The organism is Paraglaciecola sp. MB-3u-78 (genome assembly GCF_002835935.1).
Classification (GTDB): domain Bacteria; phylum Pseudomonadota; class Gammaproteobacteria; order Enterobacterales; family Alteromonadaceae; genus Paraglaciecola.
In genome coordinates this window covers 634598-654002 of record NZ_PJCF01000005.1, presented here as the reverse complement: position 1 = coordinate 654002, position 19405 = coordinate 634598, and the positions used below count along the sequence as shown (strand labels likewise).

Genomic DNA, 19405 nt, shown 5'->3' with positions numbered 1-19405 from the left:
CGCTCATAGGAAGGAAGATGGCTCAGCCCTGATAGCAAATAGCATTCACCCGGATACCGTCGGGCGCCAGGAAACTGCCAAGATATTTAGTAAGCTGAATGACGCCTGTTTTCGCTGCGCCATAACTCGGCGGATTTCCGTGCTCTGTACCTCATAAATTCGGTGATCGGGGGCCACATGGCCATACATTGAGGCGATCACCTCGTCTTTTTCTAGATCTCTTGATCCGATGACAATATTGGCTCCGAGCTCAGCAAGGGCTTCACACATGGCTGTTCCTAGATGACCGGCACCCCCGGTTATAAAAACAGTCTTGCCTTGCAGACTAAGGAACTGTTTAAGTATAAACAGTGCTTTGAAATACAGCGTATACCAGTCTGCTTTGAGCTCATTAAGTACTCTCTTATTACTTAATTGCTATTTAATTGTTGTTTAATTGTTAATTGGCAACCCATAATTAAATCACGTGTGCTTAATAGCCATCTATTTGCGACTAGTTGGGCCTGAACTGAGTTGAGTGGACCTTTGAGTACTGTCAACTTGTCAAAGCCACTTGGATTTGTGAAATAATCTGGGCATGCAAAATACCAATATATTGAGGGGAAAGAGTTAGTGGTAAACCTAAAAGAACCACAAAAAATAATCATTGATTGTCTGGGCAGTGAATACCAGCATATTTATTGTTAGAAGTGGTGCGGAAGATCGGGTGTATCGCAGGTTTGTTTTACGTGCTCTAAAAATCGACTTCGCCTCTCGTTTCACTGATCCTATAACTGATGATCTTGCCGGTAAAGACATCAAAAATCGGGATCAGGCTAAGCATTCCATGTCACTTATATTCACATTCTCTTGTTCAACTGAGTCTTGCTAAACTTTAATGCTGGGCCCTGTCACTTAGCGGATGATTATTGATTGTCAGTCTTTACTCTGTCACCTGCACCTTTACCGGTTATGGTCATAATAATGAATTTAAAGTAGTGCGTTAATGACAGCTCAGCAATCATCTTTTGATCGGTTTCAGCAAGCAGTTTAGGCGTAGACATATCAATGGTATTAACCTGTGCCAGCCCAGTAATACCAGGTAGTACCATATATACACCACGGCTATCCCGTTCAGTAATTAACTCTTGCTGATTAAACAAGTTTGGCCGAGGGCCTACAAAGCTCATCTCCCCTTTCAACACGTTAATCAACTGCGGCAGTTCGTCTATTTTAGTTTTACGTAAAAAAAATCCCAACTTAGTGATAGAAGCTGCACTTGCAAGATGGCTGGCTACCGATTTAGTATCAACTGCCATAGTACGGAATTTAATCAGTTTAAAGGGACGTTTATTTTTCCCCATGCGCTTTTGGATAAATACTGGAGATCCCGTATCAAAGTAACCAATGATGATAACAATAAGTAATATGGGAAAAGTGATAAGCAGGCCAAAGAAAGCTAGGAAAAAATCGAGGGGGCGGATTAAAATTAAATTCATCTATTAATTATTTCTTTTATTTGTTCAAACTTAGATTCTCAAGAAAAGCATCTGCTGTTTTTTTCATTGATTCAACCGACCTATAGGGTGGTCGCCAGTTTAACATTTCTTTTGTTTTTGATATATCCACTTGTAAAGATCCACATAAGCGTTGCGATATATCGGTTTTACCAATTAGCTTTGCAGCCACAGTAAACCATGTGCTAGGAATAGGTAATAATCTATTGGGAGCATCTAATGCAGAAGCCATATTGGCTAATAACTGAGAGGTTGAAACATCATTATCGTCTGAAACTAAAAACGTTTGATTCGCTGCATTAGGGTGTTCGATACAAGTGATGATTAAATCAACCAAATTATCGAGCGAAACCAAACTACGTCGATTTTCTTTAATTCCGCCTAAAGGTAATGGTATACCTATATTAATCCACTTCATCATAGATGCAAAATTAGCTTTAACACCCGGTCCATAAACCAAAGGAGGGCGCAAAATCACCACTTCCATCCCAGTCTGCTTCGCTATCTTTTGTAAGCCAACTTCCGCTTCATATTTACTTAAACCGTAAGGATCAATAGGTATAAAATTGTCATCCGGTTTAAACGGAAAACCAAGCTCCGTTGATTCGCCATTTACTTTAATCGTACTGATAAAAATAAAACGTTTTACCCCTGCATCAGCAGCTTGTTGAGCAAGGTTTAGAGTACCGGCAGTGTTAACCTCCCGAAACGCTTCCAAAGGGCTGATAGCAGAGTCATTCATTACATGAACGCGGGCAGCACAGTGAATTAGTACCTCTATATTTATCAACGCTTTTTCATAGCTCGATTTATTATCAATCACCCCATAATGATGAGCTAAACTATTTAATTTTAATTGGTTTCTCCCTAACACGGAAATGCAATGGGGTGATAATTGCTCAATTAAAGAGCTGCCTAAAAAACCAGTCCCACCAGTAACAAGTATATTCATAAAGGTTAAAGACCTGACAATAATTTTGAATAAATTTTCATATGTTTTTGCACAACACTTTTGACGTCAAATTCTCTCTCTGCATACTGACGAGCTTTTTCACCCATAGATACTCGTAATGTAGGGTTTTCAATCAACACGATGAGAGCTTTAGCTAAACTCAGCGAGTCTTTAATAGGTACTAATTTACCTGACACATCAGGGATAACCGAATCTCGGCAACCTGGGTTATCGGTTGTAACAATAGGGCGACCACAAGCTGCGGCTTCTATTAAAACCTTAGGTACGCCTTCGCCATAATAAGATGGCATTGTGATAATATGTGACTCAGAAAAAACCTTCGATATGTTATTACAATGCCCTAATAACTTAATAACACCAGTATTATTCCACTCATCGAGTTCTACTTGAGATATGCTATTTGGATTTTCTTTATCCGGTGTACCAGCAAGTAAAAATTCAACATTATTCAGCTTAGAATGTACTATTTTTGCAGCTTCCACATACTCATAAACTCCCTTTTCTTTAATCAAGCGACAAGCCATAACAATTTTGATTGAATCACTGATTGGCTCTTTACAATACTTATAAATGCCTAAATCAGCGCCAGAACCTTTTATTAGTACCTTTTCATTATCAGGTAAATTAGTAACTGATGAAAGAATTTTTGCATCAGTTGTATTTTGAAAAATCACAACTTTAGTTTTATGGTAAAATGCAAACTTATATAAAACTGAAACTAAGGCCTTAATTAGTTTGGCCCTAAAATTATTGGCCGAAAAAACATAGCCTAGCCCGGATATCGCAGCAACAAAACTTGGTTTATTTTTTAAAAGATGCAGACTTAAGCCAGAGTATATAACGGGTTTGATTGTTACAGCATGTATAATGCTTGGATTAATAATTTTAAATAATCGTCTTAATCCTATTATCGATTGGAGCTCATTAAGTAACTTCCCCCCACTTCTAGAAAAAGGAATATTATGAACATGAATGCCAAGCTCAGACAACTCTTTCGTTTTCCCCGTATCACTGCAAATAAGGTGGACTTCATAGCCCTCTGAAATAGCTTCTAACGCAATAGGTAATCGATGAGAAATAAAAAACCAATCAACATTAACAACAAAAACAAGTCTTTTATTTTGCATACAAATCTCGATACCATCCAATGAATTCAGTAACCCCCTATTGGACTGTTACTTGATGTTTATAGCCAGTGGCTTGAATTAAGCATTTAGATCAGCATAAGTCTGGCAAATATCGCCAAGCTGTATTTTTTGAAAAAAATTTTCTTTGCTTCAATAGCAAGTTCACCTTCAATCCCTATTACAAAATCCATCCGATCAATTAGTGAACATTGAGCAACAATATAAACAGAATAAGGTGCTGAACTGCCTGTCGGCGATACTCATTTCACACTCCCAAAAGAGTTTTTAGTGGAAATAACATCTGTGCTGCATATAACATTTCTACAATATCGTTGGCATGAGTAAAATCAAACCACATGATAGCACCATGTTTAGAATGGAGTGATATGTAATTCAGGATATGTTGATGGTAAAAGTTCACCAGTGCCCTATTGACTCAGTGCGTCAAGCTCTGGAAGGGAAGAATATTCAGTCTTTTCAATTTCACTGCGCATGATAGCTCGCAGCCATTGCAAGGGATTAGCACCGAGTTTACTGCAACATTCTGCTATCGTGAGAATGCGTTGGCGAAATTGCGCGACCCGATGAGATCACACACCATAACAGCCTTTCGCCACAGCACTTAGCTGCTGCCTAGCGAGCGCTCTGCTTCGTTGTTGGTCAGTGGGATAGCCTCATTGCTTAAAAACGTCCGGCACATCTCATCATGATTGAGTTATAAGGCGCAGCGATTTTTGTACCTCGGCATATGGCAATCCCTGGCACCTTGCGTTAATTCTTCACGCCAACTCCGTTGTAGTAGCGACATTCGCCGCCAGTAAATCGGCTCGCTAATATTAACATTTTCATAACGATGCCGGATACGAACAGCGGATGAACCATGCATTCCAGTTGTTTACCTATTAACTGCTTGGTGCCCAACTTAGCGCAATGGCCGCCATATTTTGCGAAAGATACCCGGCATATCGATCTATCACTTCTACATAGTCGGCATTACCCCCAACAATTGTTTGGCGGCCTGTTGGCCCTGAGAGCAATTGCTCATGAAACAGGATAAACTGTCAGTGCTGGCCTGCCACTTCAGCTGCTTTTATTCCACCGTTTATGTCAGGTTTATTCGCCTCACCGCTTCGCGGCCCGCTAAAGCAATTCAAATACTTTCCAGAAGCATTTGTCATCTGCATGCTGCGTTTTCCCTATCCGCACGGGCATAGATTTTGATTGTTGCGATATAAATGCCCTAACAGATCATGAATATAAATCAGATGCTCCTAAGCTGTAACAGAAGCATCGCTTTTGTGTACCGCCTATGACGTGCAAGACATAGGCGGTAAAACCCTGTCACATAGCGTGTGGTGCTGCCACAACTATTGCCAAAACCTAAACGGCTCAATTTATTTCGGAATGTTTATCATGTTGCTTCGGTAAATCTATTAATGTGCAGCAAGTCGCAGGCGCGCACGTGTAAAGAACAGGATTAATGCTCAGCGACCTTATTACTTAGGGAGTGATAAGGATTTCAGCCCAGACAACTGTTTGCGCGGGACCGTCCTCTGTCTGCTGAACTGTCACCCTCGCATATCCGCTTTTCAACACACCAGAGGGAACATAATTATAGATTAACAAATTTAAGTGCATCATTAACATGTGCTCAAATCGTGCAACTGCCAAACTTTATTGATAATAAGAGAATTAGCAGTAATCTATACTGATTTCTTTAAGTCAGGAGGTATTGAGTTTTTAGTAGAACCGAAAGACTCTGTATCTAATTATTGGCTAAATGCAGTTATTTTAGAAGATAGAGTAGTCAATATTCCAAGTAGTGTTAGGGTATAGATCAGGGCAATCGCATTAAAATATTTGTAGCAGTTTCAGCAAGTAATCATTATCCCAACCTGCCATTTGCCGCTTAATCTTAATACCTACCTTATTATCATTATCTGACGTTAATAAATTCAAAGATATGTGGCGTAATATTGCCATGTTTTGATCTGCATATCCTTGACGAATTCGACAATGATCTTCGTCAAATGCCATATCTAATCTCCAGTGAAGATTATTCTCTACACCCCAATGAGCACGTACATAGTGAGCAAATTTCTCTGCATCGTTATGCTTAACGCTACTAATAAAGTATCGCGTTTCTTCTGACCATTCGTTCGCAAGAAATCTTCTTGATTTGACGCTAACAATACTGGCAAGGTGTGGGTGAGTATGATGCTCAGTAAGCCAGTCAATTCGGTTGCAGGAAGTCACTGTTCTTTCTTCAATACGGCCATGCCCTGAATCAATACTCTTATAAGTATTTAACGTGCCCTCATAACTTTTAGGGGTATTTTCAAAGAATAAAATCACATCATCATGTAGGGTGCTTTGATTTCCTTTCAGTGCGGTTAAATAATCAGCGCCTTTACTCACGATCAGTTCAGCCGATTTCTTTTGTGTGTTTAATGCATCGGTTGTGATGATACTGCCTGTGATGTCTAAGTTTTTGAGTAGGGAAGGTAAGGCGGTTATTTCATTCGATTTTTCATCAACTTTCACTTGTCCAAGTGCCAGCTGATTATCATGTGACCATGCGCTAACCATATAAATAGCTGATTTATTAGATGACTTATCATGAGTGCGTCGAAGGCATTTACCGTCAATAGCGATCACATCGCCCGTGACATTTTTTACTATCTCTTTGATCCAGCTAGAAAAACAGGTTTGAAATTGCTCAGGATCAATTAAGGAAAAAATACGTCCCAAAGTATCATGAGACGGAATACCATTTTCTAGGGATAAATATTGTTCAAACCAAGTGCGTTTAATGTTGGCAAATTTTTCAATGGCAACCCAGCCATCACAGCCACAGATAACGGCACATAGGGTAATAAAAAAGATGTCATCTAATTTATGTAATTGTTTTCTTAGAAGACGAGGATCTTCAATGTCTTTGAAATGTTCGATAAGTGTGGGCTTGTATTTGGTCATATTACGTCGCGTAAAGCGAAGTAATAGATCAAATTAGGGGATCTGTGTCAAGCCATTTTTAATGCGATTGCCCTGGGGTATAGATAGTTTATTAACTTAACAATTAAACATCCTGATATGATATAAAGTTGGTTACTCTCTGGTAAAAAAGCAGCAATTTGTTTTACTATAGACGATATTCACCCTGCAAAATCATCTGGACCCTATGAAGCAGGATGAGATTTAGATAGAGGAGCTTTGGGTATGGTCGATTGGTTACTTAAAAGACATCCTAAGCTTAAAGTAGAATTCTTTACCACTGCTGATTGGAGAGAAATAGCACCATTTCCTACACGTTAAGTTATTGACGAAAATTCTCGGACTAAGAGATGAATTTCCTTTATCTGAATGATGGCCGAAAGGGACTATGTAATTAGATAACCATTCTAAATTCATGTATCAAAATGGATGTTAAATATCTAAATTCTGCTAGAGATGTATCTATCCTTTATCCAAAATTCATAAAAGATAATAACATGATTCATTTTCCATCTAACTTTCACGCTACTTCACCAGTGGAGGAGTGGAAGCAATTATAGAAAATGGTTGGTTACTTTTAATTAGAGCTCATATTTTATATTGTAAAAGCTATCTTTGGATATACATCATTTTATGGTGTGGACGAAACGTATATGAATTATTTAGATGTTTTATTGACTCGCCTAGAAGAAAAATATGGAGAATATTTATGGTGGACGAGTATGGATCGATGACTAATAACATAGGAGTTAATAATTAAGGTATGCTTAATATAGATATAAATCCAGCAAATTATGAAAACCAATATTTAGACTCACTGAACGAGTGCTTTAACGGGTGGGGGGTTATGGCTGATTATGATTGGGTTTTTAAAAGGGAGGCTGAAAGTTATTCATCTGATATAATGATATTGAAATCAGAGGAAGATTTATTATTAGCTGGCTCAGGGCTTACTTACAGAAAGATCACATCTAACTTACTGAAAGAGAAGTTGGATGTTGGAATAATGACGGGTTCATGGACGCTACCAACAGCAAGAGGGAAAGGGTGTTTTACAGAAATAATTAATATATCAGTAGATTTAGCAAAGCAAAAGAAATGCGAATATTTGACTGCTTTTGTAACTAAAAGCAATGCAAGTTATAGAAGACTAGAAAGTGCAGGAGCTAAACTGGTAGAGTCAGCATATTTATTTTCATCATCTAAAGTAGATAGTTCCCCTAAAAACTTAGCTGCTATTGAAATAGTTGAGCAATCTGAAATTGAGAAACATATTGAATCGTTATTAAAAAAACGTAACGATATGATGGAAGGAAAATTAGCTTATCATTATAATATAGAAAGTTTTACAAATCAGTATTTCAATAGAAAAGGTGATATCCAGTTACTTAAATTTGGAAGACAATATGCTGTAATAGAAGAAACAAGTGATAAAATTAAACTTCATTTGTTAACTTACTCTAGTTTAGACGAATTTCAATTTTCGATGCAATCTCTTGCACATTGGGCATTATTAAAAAAGAATAAAGGAATAATTTATTTCTCAACCCAAAAGAGAATTATTGACAGTTGTGAAAAAATGAACTTTGAGTCTGTTGAGGGTTTTTATACTGTTATGCAGCCTAATAAAAAAGAGGATAAATTAAATCTATTTGATAAATACTCTATTGATATTCAGATGGGGGATAAAATGTAATATGAAGGCTAAAAATAATTTAATATTAGTTGTTGAAGGGTAAGCGGCTAATCAACCCACGTATCAAACAGTCGTAATACTGCGCTTATAGTTCCACGGCAATAACGCTTCAAAATCTTCCACCGTTTCCGCATAGGGTATCGCTTTGAATATAGTATTGAGATATGCGTATGGCTCAATGCCATGTAACCGAGCGGTTTCAATCAAGCTGTAATGTGCGGCACTGGCGTTTGCGCCAGCAGGTGTGTCGGCGAATAACCATGCACGCCTCCCAACGGCAAAAGGGCGAATGGCGTTTTCAGCCATAATGTTACTGATGCGAAGCTGCCCATCTGTGCAATACACAGTGAGTTTATCCCACTGATTATGCAAGTAGGTCATGGCCTTGCCAGTTAAACTGTCGGTGGCCACGCGCGGTTTGTTTGCCGTGAGCCATGCCTGCAGTGTGTTTAATATCGGCATGCTCTTAGCTTGGCGAACGGCCAGTCTTTTCTCATTGCTAGCATGTTTGATGGTGCGCTCAATCCCATAGAGCTTGTTAATCAGGCTCAAGGCCATGTCGGCTTTGCTGGCTTTTATTTTTTTCCCTTTAGGTTGTGATTGCTGTGCCTCGATGAATTTGCGGCGAGCGTGATCCATACAGCCTAATTGAATGAGCTGGTTTTTGCGGCACACTTCGTTGTAACCTGCATAACCGTCGGTTTGCAGGTAGCCATGAGTAAATCCATGTAGCAAGCGCATAGGCACATGGCGAGCACGCGATGGGTCATAGTCAAACAGCACGCTTTGTTGGTCGGCTTTACCGCCGAGTGTCACCCACATAAATTTATCGCCCGTGGGCGCAAGCCCTGGCTCTTTTAATACCTGAATGCGGGTTTCATCCGCCATAATGAGTGAGCCGGCATGCTGAGTCTCCCTTAATAAGTTAATTAAGGGTTGGATTTGTTTGCCTAGCGCAATGACATAGTTGGCGAGTGTTGTTCTTGATATGCTGCCCCCGTATCGTTCGATAATCCCCTCTAATCGATAAAGCGGCATGCCATCGGCGTATTTAGCAATAATGATGTAGGTCATTAAGTTGATACTGCCCATGGCTTTGGGTACAGGGTGTTTAATGACCTCAGCCGCTTTCATGGTGGTTGTGCCTTGTTCGTCTTTAAACACCGCCTTTTCCTGCATGTACTCTAGTACCTGTACTTTGGCAGGGATAATATCTAGCTCTTCTCTGACTTTCACAAAGAAGGTATTGATTGCGCCTTCTTTTTCAGTATCTGACAAATACGCAAACACTTGGGTGCGTGGTAGGTTTTTAGCAAAGGGTTTGCGACCGGTTTTGGCTTTAGGCTCGCTTGTGGTCGGTAACTCAGGCTCAGTTTGTTCTGGCTCACTGGTCGCTTCGGCTTCGTTGAACAAGTTACCTTGCTCTGGCGGGGTTTGTTCAGAGCTGCTGCCAAAGCGTTTGCTATTAGATAAGCGTAAATACTCTTCGAGTAACTCAACGCGCTTTTTAAGTGAATCGATGACATCAGACTTCTTTTCGATGATGTCACTTTGCTCTGCAATCAGTGTTTCTTTTTCCCCAATCACCCCGTCTTTTTCAGACAGCATAGCTTGCAACCTTGACATGGTATCGGTGTCGCTAAAAGCCTTGTTTTTATGGGTGTTGGGCGGTAATTTCATGCCCGATATTATACTAAACTTGAGGCTAAAAAGCCCTAAAAAACACTGTCGAAATGCAACTTTTTATGGCCCTTCATGGCACTAATATCAAGACCATCAAGTAGCCAGTTTATTTGCTGGCCGTTGAGTGTTATCACCTCCTTTTCACACCTCGGCCAAATGAATCTATCTTCCTCTAGGCTTTTGTAATACAGCACGAAACCATTGTTTTCCCAGAACAGACATTTGATTTTAGTGCGCCGTTTATTGGTGAACACATACAAGTGACCCGAAAAAGGGTTGTGACCCAACTCACATTCGACAATGGCGCTAATGCCTCGAAATGACTTACGGAAGTCAATTGCCTGCGGATATAGATAAATATGCGTAAGCGACATGCACGGGCGCATCGCACTTGTCATGACAATGCCGCCGTTAGCTGTTTCACCACATCGATATTATTGGGCGCAATACCCGATAACGACAGGCCATTGGCGAAGTGCAGCGTTAATAATTCTGGCTTGGGTAAATACTCTGGAATAGGCAATGCAATGAAACCCGTTTTGACCGGTGCTGTTTCTTGCGTTTCTAATCTACGCTTATGGTGACTTAGTCGCTGCGGGTTTAGTTGATGCTTTTTACAATACTGCGTTTGTGTTAATGCTGAATCCTTCCATTGGCTTACGTGTTGCTGCCAAAAGATGATGGGTTGTTTTGACATGTCATTTCCTCACTTGATTTCAGTGACGAAATTATGCACCAGCGGTAATGGTAAAATAAGACCGTGGGTTTATTTGGCGCTTACGTTGAAGGAGGAGGAGGACATTGCAAGTCTACAATTGGTGTTTGACGTGGTCAACCTAATACGACCACCTTAGTTAAGCTACTTTTTGTAATTCATTGTTTTCTCTTTCAAAGTCATTAGGACTTTGGTAATCCAAGTACGAATGAAGTCTATGGCTGTTGTACCACATGGTCATGTAATTCAATATATCTTGTTGGGCGCTAAATCGTGTTGAGTAATTGCGCCAATGCACCCGCTCTTGTTTTAGGCTTCCAAAGAAACTTTCTGCTACAGCATTGTCCCAGCAACATCCTTTTTTACTCATGCTCCCTACAAAACCATATGTCTTTATAAGGCGTCGATAAGCTTTGCTGGCGTACTGTACGCCTTGATCTGAATGCACAATCAATCCTGCTTTCGGTTGTCGTTGCCATATCGCCATGGTTAATGCGTCACAGACTAAACTGGCCTTCATTCTTGAACTCATACTCCAACCCACGACTTTGCGTGAATATAAATCAATCACCACAGCTAAATACAACCAGCCTTCTGATGTCCAAACGTAGGTGATATCTTGCACATAAGCTTGGTCAGGCTTTTGTGCTACAAAGTCTTGCTTAAGTACATTGTCATAAATAGGCTTTTTATGGTCACTGTTGGTGGTGGCTTTATATTTCTTTTTATACCGCACCCACACGCCTGCTTCTTTCATCAATTGGGCTGTTTTCCTGCGACTCACAGGAAAGCTCAGCGCATTCAATACTTTTTGAATGCGTCGTTCGCCATAGGTATTATCGCTGAACTTGGCGATATCCTTTACCCATTCCAGCATCTCTTGATGCGTTAGATCATCAGGTTTATTCGTTTGACGCTTCTGATAACTGTAATAATTGTTACTTTGTACACCGAGCAGCCTGCACATTAAGCGCACAGGCCAGGTCTTCTTATATCGGGTAATAAACGAATACTTCACTTCGTTTCTTTGGCAAAGAAGACCGTCGCTTTTTTTAATATTTCACGCTCCATTTCGAGACGCTTGACTTGCCCCTTCAAGCTGCGGATTTCGGCTTGTTCGGGTGTCAGGGTGCCGTTACCTCGAAAAGCATGACCATCATCGTCTTCGGCCTCTTTGAGCCAACGACCGAGTATCTGAGGACTGAGGCCTAAATTCCTAGCGGCCTCGACTCGACTGTATTTTTGCTCTACCACCAATGCGATGGCATCCAATTTAAATTCTTTTGAGTATTTCTTACGTGCTGTCATTATCTATCTCCAGTTAAGCTTATTATGTCTTAACTGAGGTAGTCGGATCTAGTTAACCACGTCAGTTATTGATTCTGAAAATAAAGTAATATTCAAGGGATTATAGATATAAAGGAAAATGTTGGGAAGTCTGTTTTAGGCTATCCTATTATCAGGGTAAGATAGTGAACGTTTTTTAGACAATTGGTCTTTTACGTTAAGATAATTCTTTGATTTTATTGTTAGCTGTGATCTTATACTCCCTTTTGTGGAGCTTTTTATGTATCTCGAAGCGTTTACTACTCATTGCAGTACCATTACCGACAAACCTCAATTAGCTAAAGTCACTTATCTCTTGTGTGATGTGTGACGTCACACTTTGTGGCGTGATAGCAGTAGCAGAAAGGTGGTCTGAGATATTTGATTATGCCGTAGGTCACCACGACTGGTTCAAGCAACTGCTGTCGAGTACGCCTCGTTTTAGTCATTGATACTTGCTCCTAAAAATGAATATCAATGACGGGTATTTTACGCTTGCAATAGCAAGGGGGAATACGTCCCAAAATGATCGCTTACTTTTTAATTCTGATTACTGACCCGATGTTTTCCAAATAAATAAATGAGTAAGAGTGCTACCCACATAGTATATCCAATGTGATAGAAATAGGGGCGCTGCATGAATAGTAAAGCGATTGATAAGCCAATAATTTTATTTCCAGTCCCTCTAGGAAAAGTAACTAATATAATTAAAAACATATAGTAAGGAAGTGATAATATGACGCCCATAAAGATTAAAGGTGAAATTGGATTTTCTCCCATCGCACCATATTTTCTTACACAATCAGAGTAAGAGGTCATGCACTTTGAGTCTATACCCGCAAATAGAATACTACTGTCAATTTTTGAAAATGCGTTTGATATCAAACCGGACCTTGAATCACCACGTAAACTACCGTCCTCATTTATAGTCATTCGGGATTGAGCGTAACTCCCGATAGAAGTATCTTTTAAAAAAAACAAGCTACTGGATACGACTATAAAGAAGATAAAAAGATATTGAAAAAAAGATTTAATGTTTTTTATTAGTGATAAAAAATACATGAAACTAAAAACTAAATGGGCCAAACTCAAGGTCACAAATCCCATAAAGAGTACAGGCAAATCAAATTTGTTATTTTGGCCAGTCATGCGTCTGAAAGCCAAAATCATACAAAGGTGAAATGATAATGCTCCAGCTTCATCAAAAGAGCCAGATGGTCGGATTAAAAAACCATTATTCGAGTTAGAAAAAGAAAGTAGGTACATATTATTAATGCGGCCATCAGTGTTTAAAATACTAAATAAGGGGCCTCCACCAAGTAAAAAATAAATAGAAGATAATACAGAAAAAAATACGATTAAAAACATGTAAAAAAACATGTATCTTGCAAATAATTTTACTCCTAAAAAAGATAGTGAAGAAAATATGATTAATGACTGAATAAAGTAGATTGGATAAAAACCAAGTTTAAAGTCCCCCCAATAAATAGCAAAGAATATGAAAATAGAAAAAATAACACATGAAAATAAAATATAACGCCGACTAACATCTGCGACATAAAATCCAATAAAGCTCATTGACACCAAAAAAAATAAAACAGTTAAGATGCTTGAAGGAGCTCCGATATAATCAAAAAGAGGACTAGTAGTTACAGCAAACTGAATAAAAAGCAGTCTAGCCAAGTAGACATCTATGGTGCGAGCACAAAAATTGTGATCTATCATTTTAAAAATTTTGATTGGGAGTTGCCCAGACTAATGCAAATATTAGTCTGTAATTCCTCGCATATTTTCGGCCACAAAAATTGTGGCAAGATATTGATAGCAACAGCATCTTTTTGATCGTAATAAAAATGGGCGTCAATTATAAGAGCGGCAATATTTTCACCATTTTTCGGATCAAAATATGAAGCATATTTACCTAGTACTTCATGAAATATAGGAATATTAGAACAAAGCACTTTACAGCCATATGCATAAGCTTCGAGTATTGGCATACCAAATCCTTCATATAATGAAGGGCTTATAAAAATTTTACTATTTCTATATAGCTCAGCTAATTCAGTTTCAGAAACAGAATCTAAAAAAGTAATCTTATGACGTTCTAGTTTCAAAGCTTCTTTTTCCACTTCAGATTTTAACCCCAAATCTTTACCAAGAAAAATAACTGTTAATGGTTGATCTACCAGGCTAAGTGCTTTGACTAAATTAATGTGATTTTTTCTCTCTTCGAATGTAGCTACGTAAAGAAGATCAATCTCTCTATTTTTATTTGAACTTGTATCAAAATCAGAAGGTAATATACCGTTATAACTTACAACAACCGAAGACTCCCTAATTGATAACTCGTTACAAAGGCAGTCTTTAGTGAACTGCGACACAACAATTTTATTCCTTACATATTTCCATTGTAACCTCATCAACATTGAAGACAATTTGCTCCATCTTCCGAAGCCATCAAATATTCTTGCGTCATGTATTAGTTGAAATTGTCGCTTGGAAAAAAAACCTGATACGGGGATCGGATTAAAATCACTGATGAGCACATTTTTACAGAAAGCAAAATAAAGGTATAAAAAATTCAAATAAATAAAAGTCAAAAGTCGTCTTTCTGCGACAAATAGTGGTATTTCATAAACAGAAACCGAGGAACTAATGTCTAACGGCACCTGCCCCTTAGTTACAACAATGCAGACCTCATATTTTCCCTGAAGTTCATAAAGGATCCTTTCAAAACGTTTATTGGCCCCGGTAGCACGATTATTCAGATAATACGGAGAAGAAAAAATATACTTCATTGCCTTACCGTCATTACTTTTATTAACTTAATAGAAAACTCTTTAGTCCTTTTAACTAGGGTTTCTCTTAAACGATTGTGTTTATAATCTATTTTTATCATTTCCACTGTATGCTGCATAGAGTCACTCATGTCCGCACCAAATTTTTCTCTAATTGAAATAATAAAAGGATATTTTTCCGTTTGTAATAGCCCATATTTTTTGTAAACCTTTGAAAAAAAATCATAATCAGAAGCTGATTTATAGAGTAAAGTGTAAAATCCAACAATATCATGCAAACTTTTCTTATATATAAAAGCTTGGTGGGAACACTCTAAATATTTTTTCGATGAAAAATTAGGATTGTCACTTTTAACTTTCCCTGTTTTGTACAAATAGCGAACTCGACCTACCAAATAATATTGGTTGGAAAAATAACTAGATGAAAAAATGGCTTTGATTACATCATTGCTCCCAAAAGTGTCACCAGCATTTAATATCAGTAAATATTCAGATGTACTGAGTTTGACACCTTTATTAATCGCATCATAAACTCCTTTATCAGGCTCACTTAAATACATAAAGTTTTTGCACCTTAGCTGAGCACTCTTAAGCAATTCCACTGTGCCATCGGTTGAACCTCCATCGATGACGACATGCTCTAATTCGAATTCTTGATCTTCAATCGAGTCTATTGTGCGGTTGAGCGCTGAAGCATCATTATAACAAACGGTTATTATTGTTAGTTTCAATTAGTTTCCACTACTATAAAAATAAATTTAATGTTTATAAAAAATTTATATTTTTCGTTTCACTCTAATTAAATTCATTAACTCAGGTCCTAATATTTTATTTGTCGCGTTAAGTAAAATCTGCATAAATAACCCTTTTAAATTAGCATAGAGAAAAACTAAATGAGTGCCGGAAAAAAAGCCGAAATATTTTTTATTTATTTCCATCGCTTCTATTTTTGAAAATATTGAATTAGTATAACTAGCGCCTCCCATTAAGAAATATACTTCATTTGAGCGCTTGGATTTTATAAAATCAACATTGTTTGAATACTTTAATCTGAGAACAAATTCGTAATCTGATGCCAATTTAAAATTTAGAGAATACAAGCCAAATTTCTCATAGATTTTCTTCCCTATAAACATACTTTGATGACAAACCGTCATCCCTGTATCTAATATTAGAGAGGAGGCTCTTACTTCATAAAGATTCAGTTCTCTAAAATATCTTTGATAGTCCGAATATACCACTATACTTTCCAAACTCTCATCGTATTGATCAATAGTTAATTGGATATGATTACTTCCTAGACTGTCACCAGCATTTAAAAGTAATATTGAACTACCGGTAGCCAAGGATATTCCCTTATTCATCGCTGAGTAAATCCCATCATCGGGTTCACTAATCCACTTTAAACTAACGTTCTTTTCTTGCGCCTTTTTTACATGTTTTTTAATTAAGTCAACCGAATTATCTTTTGAGTAGCCATCAATGATAATATATTCAATATTTTTATATGTTTGATTTATTACCGACGCGATCGTAGTTTCTAATTCATTCTCTGCATTATAACAAACTGTTATTACAGATATTAGGGGCGATGTATTCATTGGGCATTTAGCTCTTTTGGATAAAATTTACGTTCATAAAGATATGACATAATTTAAATATTCAGGGCCAAATCAGAAATTAGCCTACCCACAAATAGCGGAAGCAATATAATCACTTACCTTCATCCGTACACCTCTATATTTCTATTCTTTGGCCCATGTTTTCAAACCACAGACCCAGCCCTTGTTACAGTTTTAGATCCTGCCATTATTGCCTTAAGAATAAAGCAGCTCCTCTCACCAACACGTCATCTTCAACAGTATATTCTTAGTACATAAAAAAGTAGAATTGGATATATCTACATTATTTCTAATTATAAAGTCTGCATTTTCTTCAACTATGATATTTTTTCTTAAACTACTTTACCTTTATTTGGTAATTTTAATTATACCTTAATACGTAAATGTCTCTTTTGTTTCATGTAGAAAAAAGCGAAAATTATAAAATAATATGTAATGACGCTGAACACAAAAAAACAACTTTAATGATTCTTTTTAGCATATTCATTTTCTAAGGTCTCAATGTTGTTCATTAACTCCACATTGTCTTGTAACCATTGCAATTCTTTATCCCACCATTTGAATTTCAATAAAAAATCAATTGAATCTTCACGATACCTATAACGTAAAACTTTTGCAGGAACACCACCAGCAATTGCATAAGCAGGAATGTCTTTCGTGACAATAGCACCGGCTAAAACGACGGCACCATCGCCAATTTGAACGCCTCCAATTATCATTGCCCGTTCTCCTATCCAGCAATCATTTCCTATTTTAACGGCATAATTATTACTTTTGTCGAACATACGCTGCTCATCAAACCGTTGTACCTTTGTTAAGTTTGAGCCATTTTGTTTGTCCAATGAGAAAAAAGCCGGACTAGTCGTAACAAAGGGGTATGTATATGGATGAGTGTTTATTATTACTTTTACATTAGGGCCTATCGATGTGTATCGTCCAATAATACCTGCTATTTCAGAGTTAGGCGCAATATATGAGCCGAATCCCAGCTTGCCAGTAAAATTAGTCTTTTTATGCAATTTATTCATTCCTTCAAAAATAGCACCTCGAGCAATATTTACAGAAAAAGGAAAATCTACTACCTTTCTGTATTTTTTTTTTGCATATAAGAACATAAATATTTTATTTAGAGGCCCAAGCATATTAGTATATTTACCTTTTATAGCACTCAATCATCGATGAATGAGTGCAGTTTATTATTTTTACTTGTTAAATATTCAGCATATTTAACAAGTAACCAATGGCTTCGAAGCATAACCATTATTGCATTTGAAAATTCACTTACTTTAACAACACTCCGGACGGTTTTAAGCATTTCCCAATAAAACCAATAAGTGACGAGACTTGGCTGGATTTTTTAACCTGTTGAGAGATAAAAATCATCAAAAAATGCACGAAGTATCGACTTTAAATATTTCATCATTATGTTTATGTTTAATGTTCTTTAGCGCTGGTTGCCTATTAAAGCTAAAAAAGCGTAGCTGTAATAAGAACATACCTTATCACCTTGCACGTTGGCTGACCCCAAAGGGGCAAACAGTAACGGCTTCATTGCCTGAACTGGTCAACGAGAAAGTCGCCTCTAAGGTCCTAATTTATCACTTGCTAGACAGTACCCCCACTAATGCCAAGTTACATAGTCATTAAAGAACAATGATTAGCATGGGAAATATCAGCACCTATGGAGGCCATAGGTTTATAAGAAGTTACAGGTCTTTTGGCTAACATTTTAAATATCTAAAGCCACGATGCACTAAATCAATATTATTTAGAAATTAAAGCATTGCTATTAAGCCAATAGAAAAATACTTTAACCATAAATTAAAGACTCGCTGATAATATTAGAAAAAGAGTCAATAATTTCTATTTCTTATCGAATGAATCGATAAAAGATTTCTTTGTGTAATTCACAATATTGCAACGTAAAAAATCTGAATACGATTTCATTTGGGAATACGCTTCTAACATAAAAGAATAGTATTGAAGGTACTTCCAAAATTCACCTTTAAGTATTTTCCCTTCTTTTGTAAGATTTATCGTATCACTGCCATAAAAATGCTTCTGATTTATCAAGACCTCATTATATTCGTTAATTTCATACATCTGAAACTCACTATGCTCAACACCATGTAACTTTATTTCTTTGAAACCAATATTAATAGATACATACAAGCATGCAATAAGCACATTTTGAAATCTTGGTGACGCTATATTCCTTTGATAAAGATTAAATACAGCCTTACTTTTACCTGGTAAGTAATTAAAATTGATAAACTTTAGTATAATATTAGGATTACAGACAAGAGCTTCTGCCTGTTTTCTATAGGACGTAGGGACGAACAATGTCATACTCCAATCAACTTTCGCTAATTTTTCATATAACAAAATAAATTTATCAGACTTAACTTCAAAATAACTGGGATCAATCAATACATAGAATTCTGGTTTATATTCAAAAAAAACGTCAGTGATAGCTGTAAAATTAACAACCATAATTTTTTCGTTCGTACAAAGATTACGATTAAAGGTATCATGACAACTAGGTCCATTACCTAGAATATTAATTATTCCATCCTTATTTTTTGTATATCTGACGTCTGAGGAATATCTACGCAACAAATAAGCGGAATTGATGAAAAACAACATTATCTCACGAAAGTTGCCGATAAAATATACACACGCAGAATGTAGTACGTTTCTTGAACTACTCATAAAACCTCAAAGAAAAGAAATATAATTTATTATCATATTTTAAATGCATCTTGATCTAACAACCAATAATAGCCCCTTTAAACAGAGCTAAATGACCTAACACCATTCCTATAGAGTTTGATTAATATAATCGGTATTTCCTTTCGCCAGTTTTAGTCCTCATTTAATACTCATTCTAAATTTTAGTTATGAACCTACTAATCTAGTTACAATATAACGTATTATGGCATAGTTTTCAGCTGTATTTTCCCGCCTGATTTCTC

General features: G+C 37.2%; 15 protein-coding genes and 3 pseudogenes. 2 read left to right on the top strand and 16 right to left on the bottom strand.

Translation table 11 applies throughout. The features are described 5' to 3' along the window. Nucleotides 1-22: 22 nt before the first annotated feature. The 6 genes and pseudogenes from CXF95_RS31470 to CXF95_RS13955 form a co-directional block, all read right to left on the bottom strand. Nucleotides 23-121: pseudogene (locus tag CXF95_RS31470) on the bottom strand (SDR family oxidoreductase); the annotation flags it as partial. A gap of 53 nt (nt 122-174) precedes the next feature. After that, nucleotides 175-303 (bottom strand): annotated as a pseudogene (locus CXF95_RS31465) (NAD(P)-binding domain-containing protein); the annotation flags it as partial. A 602-nt stretch (nt 304-905) separates the two neighbouring features. Next, on the bottom strand, nt 906-1478 hold the full coding sequence (locus CXF95_RS13970) for a sugar transferase (RefSeq protein ID WP_101199241.1): 573 nt from the start codon (nt 1476-1478) through the stop codon (nt 906-908). Between the two features lie 16 nt (nt 1479-1494). Next, nucleotides 1495-2448 carry an SDR family oxidoreductase gene (locus CXF95_RS13965; RefSeq protein WP_101199240.1) on the bottom strand — a complete coding sequence of 318 codons (954 nt, stop codon included), beginning with the start codon at nt 2446-2448 and terminating at the stop codon, nt 1495-1497. Nucleotides 2449-2453: 5 nt separating this feature from the next. Further along, nucleotides 2454-3596, bottom strand: a complete 1143-nt coding sequence (locus CXF95_RS13960) for a glycosyltransferase family 4 protein (protein WP_101199239.1) — start codon at nt 3594-3596, stop codon at nt 2454-2456. 1851 nt (nt 3597-5447) lie between these two features. Then, entirely contained in the window at nt 5448-6572 is a 1125-nt protein-coding gene (locus tag CXF95_RS13955; RefSeq protein ID WP_101197148.1) for an ISAs1 family transposase, read from the bottom strand. 781 nt (nt 6573-7353) lie between these two features. Between CXF95_RS13955 and CXF95_RS13950 the strand changes: the two genes are divergently transcribed. Continuing rightward, nucleotides 7354-8286, top strand: coding sequence for a hypothetical protein (locus CXF95_RS13950; protein ID WP_101199238.1), 933 nt, complete (start codon nt 7354-7356; stop codon nt 8284-8286). A 63-nt stretch (nt 8287-8349) separates the two neighbouring features. On the opposite strand, the gene CXF95_RS13945 is transcribed toward CXF95_RS13950, so the two are convergent. The 4 genes from CXF95_RS13945 to CXF95_RS13930 form a co-directional block, all read right to left on the bottom strand. Then, nucleotides 8350-9966, bottom strand: coding sequence for an IS66 family transposase (locus CXF95_RS13945; protein ID WP_101197785.1), 1617 nt, complete (start codon nt 9964-9966; stop codon nt 8350-8352). 35 nt (nt 9967-10001) lie between these two features. Further along, on the bottom strand, nt 10002-10367 hold the full coding sequence (gene tnpB / locus CXF95_RS13940) for an IS66 family insertion sequence element accessory protein TnpB (RefSeq protein ID WP_101197784.1): 366 nt from the start codon (nt 10365-10367) through the stop codon (nt 10002-10004). After that, nucleotides 10364-10666 (bottom strand): hypothetical protein, encoded by a 303-nt coding sequence (locus CXF95_RS13935; protein ID WP_101197783.1) that lies wholly within the window; start codon nt 10664-10666, stop codon nt 10364-10366. Before CXF95_RS13935 ends, tnpB begins: the two co-directional genes overlap by 4 nt. 157 nt (nt 10667-10823) lie before the next feature. Beyond that, nucleotides 10824-11992 (bottom strand): IS3 family transposase gene (locus tag CXF95_RS13930; protein WP_101198285.1). Its coding sequence is split into 2 segments (ribosomal slippage): nt 10824-11746 and nt 11746-11992, totalling 1170 coding nucleotides; the frame shifts between segments, so codons are not numbered across the junction. 259 nt (nt 11993-12251) lie between these two features. Between CXF95_RS13930 and CXF95_RS29980 the strand changes: the two are divergent. Further along, nucleotides 12252-12429, top strand: a pseudogene (locus CXF95_RS29980) (ISAs1 family transposase); the annotation flags it as partial. A gap of 121 nt (nt 12430-12550) precedes the next feature. On the opposite strand, the gene CXF95_RS13920 reads toward CXF95_RS29980, so the two are convergent. The 6 genes from CXF95_RS13920 to CXF95_RS13895 all read right to left on the bottom strand — a co-directional run bounded on the left by CXF95_RS13920 (nt 12551) and on the right by CXF95_RS13895 (nt 18923). Further along, the gene (locus CXF95_RS13920; protein WP_157828149.1) at nt 12551-13693 is read right to left on the bottom strand and encodes a hypothetical protein; all 1143 of its coding nucleotides are present in this window, start codon (nt 13691-13693) and stop codon (nt 12551-12553) included. A gap of 38 nt (nt 13694-13731) precedes the next feature. Beyond that, on the bottom strand, nt 13732-14808 hold the full coding sequence (locus tag CXF95_RS13915; protein ID WP_101199236.1) for a glycosyltransferase family 1 protein: 1077 nt from the start codon (nt 14806-14808) through the stop codon (nt 13732-13734). Next, on the bottom strand, nt 14805-15539 hold the full coding sequence (locus CXF95_RS13910; RefSeq protein WP_101199235.1) for a glycosyltransferase: 735 nt from the start codon (nt 15537-15539) through the stop codon (nt 14805-14807). The genes CXF95_RS13915 and CXF95_RS13910 overlap by 4 nt, the downstream gene beginning before the upstream one ends. 45 nt (nt 15540-15584) lie before the next feature. Then, nucleotides 15585-16409 (bottom strand): glycosyltransferase family 2 protein, encoded by an 825-nt coding sequence (locus tag CXF95_RS13905; protein WP_101199234.1) that lies wholly within the window; start codon nt 16407-16409, stop codon nt 15585-15587. 482 nt (nt 16410-16891) lie between these two features. Next, nucleotides 16892-17572: a CatB-related O-acetyltransferase gene (locus CXF95_RS13900; protein ID WP_101199233.1), complete on the bottom strand. Its 681-nt coding sequence runs from the start codon at nt 17570-17572 to the stop codon at nt 16892-16894. A 721-nt stretch (nt 17573-18293) separates the two neighbouring features. Then, complete coding sequence (locus tag CXF95_RS13895) at nt 18294-18923, bottom strand: hypothetical protein (RefSeq protein ID WP_101199232.1); 630 nt, start codon at nt 18921-18923, stop codon at nt 18294-18296. Nucleotides 18924-19405 lie beyond the last annotated feature (482 nt).

What these genes read in the sequence shown, in the direction of transcription:
- CXF95_RS13970 (WP_101199241.1), bottom strand. Translation starts at nt 1,478, where the DNA reads ATGAATTTAATTTTAATCCGCCCCCTCGATTTTTTCCTAGCTTTCTTT.
- CXF95_RS13965 (WP_101199240.1), bottom strand. Translation starts at nt 2,448, where the DNA reads ATGAATATACTTGTTACTGGTGGGACTGGTTTTTTAGGCAGCTCTTTA.
- CXF95_RS13960 (WP_101199239.1), bottom strand. Translation starts at nt 3,596, where the DNA reads ATGCAAAATAAAAGACTTGTTTTTGTTGTTAATGTTGATTGGTTTTTT.
- CXF95_RS13955 (WP_101197148.1), bottom strand. Translation starts at nt 6,572, where the DNA reads ATGACCAAATACAAGCCCACACTTATCGAACATTTCAAAGACATTGAA.
- CXF95_RS13950 (WP_101199238.1), top strand. Translation starts at nt 7,354, where the DNA reads ATGCTTAATATAGATATAAATCCAGCAAATTATGAAAACCAATATTTA.
- CXF95_RS13945 (WP_101197785.1), bottom strand. Translation starts at nt 9,966, where the DNA reads ATGAAATTACCGCCCAACACCCATAAAAACAAGGCTTTTAGCGACACC.
- tnpB (WP_101197784.1), bottom strand. Translation starts at nt 10,367, where the DNA reads ATGACAAGTGCGATGCGCCCGTGCATGTCGCTTACGCATATTTATCTA.
- CXF95_RS13935 (WP_101197783.1), bottom strand. Translation starts at nt 10,666, where the DNA reads ATGTCAAAACAACCCATCATCTTTTGGCAGCAACACGTAAGCCAATGG.
- CXF95_RS13915 (WP_101199236.1), bottom strand. Translation starts at nt 14,808, where the DNA reads ATGAAGTATATTTTTTCTTCTCCGTATTATCTGAATAATCGTGCTACC.
- CXF95_RS13905 (WP_101199234.1), bottom strand. Translation starts at nt 16,409, where the DNA reads ATGAATACATCGCCCCTAATATCTGTAATAACAGTTTGTTATAATGCA.
- CXF95_RS13900 (WP_101199233.1), bottom strand. Translation starts at nt 17,572, where the DNA reads ATGCTTGGGCCTCTAAATAAAATATTTATGTTCTTATATGCAAAAAAA.
- CXF95_RS13895 (WP_101199232.1), bottom strand. Translation starts at nt 18,923, where the DNA reads ATGGTTGTTAATTTTACAGCTATCACTGACGTTTTTTTTGAATATAAA.